Here is a 1216-nt window from a genome sequence, read left to right as displayed (position 1 = left end):
ATGTAGGCGAACGACGACGGCGGCCCGGAGAACCACGCGCCGGCGGCCCCCGTCGCCAGGACGGCAGCCGCCACCACGAGCCCGCCGAGCACCGGCCGCGTGCCGCGCAGCGCGGGCGGCGCGGCGAGCAGGCCGATCAACGCCACCGCGCCGAGCCCCGGCATCCACGAGGCCTCCGCGATGAGCAGCGCCACGACACCGCCGATGCCGGCGGCCCCGGTGACGACCCGCCGCGTCAGCAGTCCTGACGCGGCGGGGAAGAACGGGCGGACCAGGGCCCACCCCGCGACCACGGTCACCGCACCGAGCAGGATCAGCCGGAGGAGGGTGAAGCCGAGCGGCAGGCCGACGGCGCCGTGGTTGTGCATCGGATCAGGCCGACGCGCCGACCGGCAGGGCGCAGCTGCACTGCATCTCCGCGCGCTCTTCCGGCGACGGCCGCATGTGCAGCACCATCGCGACGACCATCGGGATGAAGACGATCGTGTTGTAGAACAGGTGCAGCTCGACCCGCGGGATGAGCAACTGGATGATGCTCGTGGGCACCGGCTTGCCGAGCAGGTTCGTGCCGGTCGAGGCCTGGATGATCAGCAGCAGGTGCTCGATGTGGTGCCAGAACTGCAGCCCCAGCGCGATCGTCCACCACTTCTTCGAGCGGCCGACGAACCCCTTGCGCAGCGCGAAGAGGAACACGAGCATGACCAGCGCGTAGCCGTAGTGCATGACCTCGGACGTGACCAGCCAGGGGAACCAGAGGCCGAGGATGCCCTTGGACTTCGGCACCGGCCAGCCCAGCCCGTAGATCTGGATGGCCTGGGCGATGTGCTCCGCCCAGTGCCCTAAGACGATGATCATGAAGACCATGAGCGCCGGCTTGTGCCGGAGCGTGTTCAGCGCACCCCCCGTGGCATGGGTGTGTGCGTGTGTGTCGACCATGGGTTCCTCCTGCTGCGGTGGCCTCGATCGGGTCGATTCCCCGTGACCAGCGACGATATCGGGATTCAAGCGCGCCAAGAACGCCTCCGTGCGGAGAGCGCAATCATGGAGAAGTCCAGTGGTTCACACGTCGGTACGGTGGTCGCCCCGAGACCGCGCGAGATCCCGCACGGGTCGACTGTATAGCGTTCCGATGGGTTGGTTCCTCTTCCGGCTTGCGGTCGCGTGACCGGCGCACTGCTTGCACCGCAAGAAGAACGGATTGGTGGGGCGGTTCGTC

General features: G+C 68.5%; 2 protein-coding genes. Both read right to left on the bottom strand.

The window, feature by feature from the left end; genetic code table 11:
• The coding region (locus AB0G02_RS35310) for a DUF6239 family natural product biosynthesis protein (protein ID WP_360803323.1) at nucleotides 1-368 on the bottom strand (368 nt) is incomplete at its 3' end.
• Nucleotides 369-372: 4 nt separating this feature from the next.
• On the bottom strand, nucleotides 373-936 hold the full coding sequence (locus AB0G02_RS35305) for a hypothetical protein (RefSeq protein ID WP_360803320.1): 564 nt from the start codon (nucleotides 934-936) through the stop codon (nucleotides 373-375).
• Nucleotides 937-1216: the final 280 nt, after the last annotated feature.

The organism is Actinosynnema sp. NPDC023658, from assembly GCF_040639995.1.
In the GTDB taxonomy this organism is placed as follows: domain Bacteria; phylum Actinomycetota; class Actinomycetes; order Mycobacteriales; family Pseudonocardiaceae; genus Actinosynnema.
This window is presented reverse-complemented; position numbering and strand designations above follow the sequence as displayed.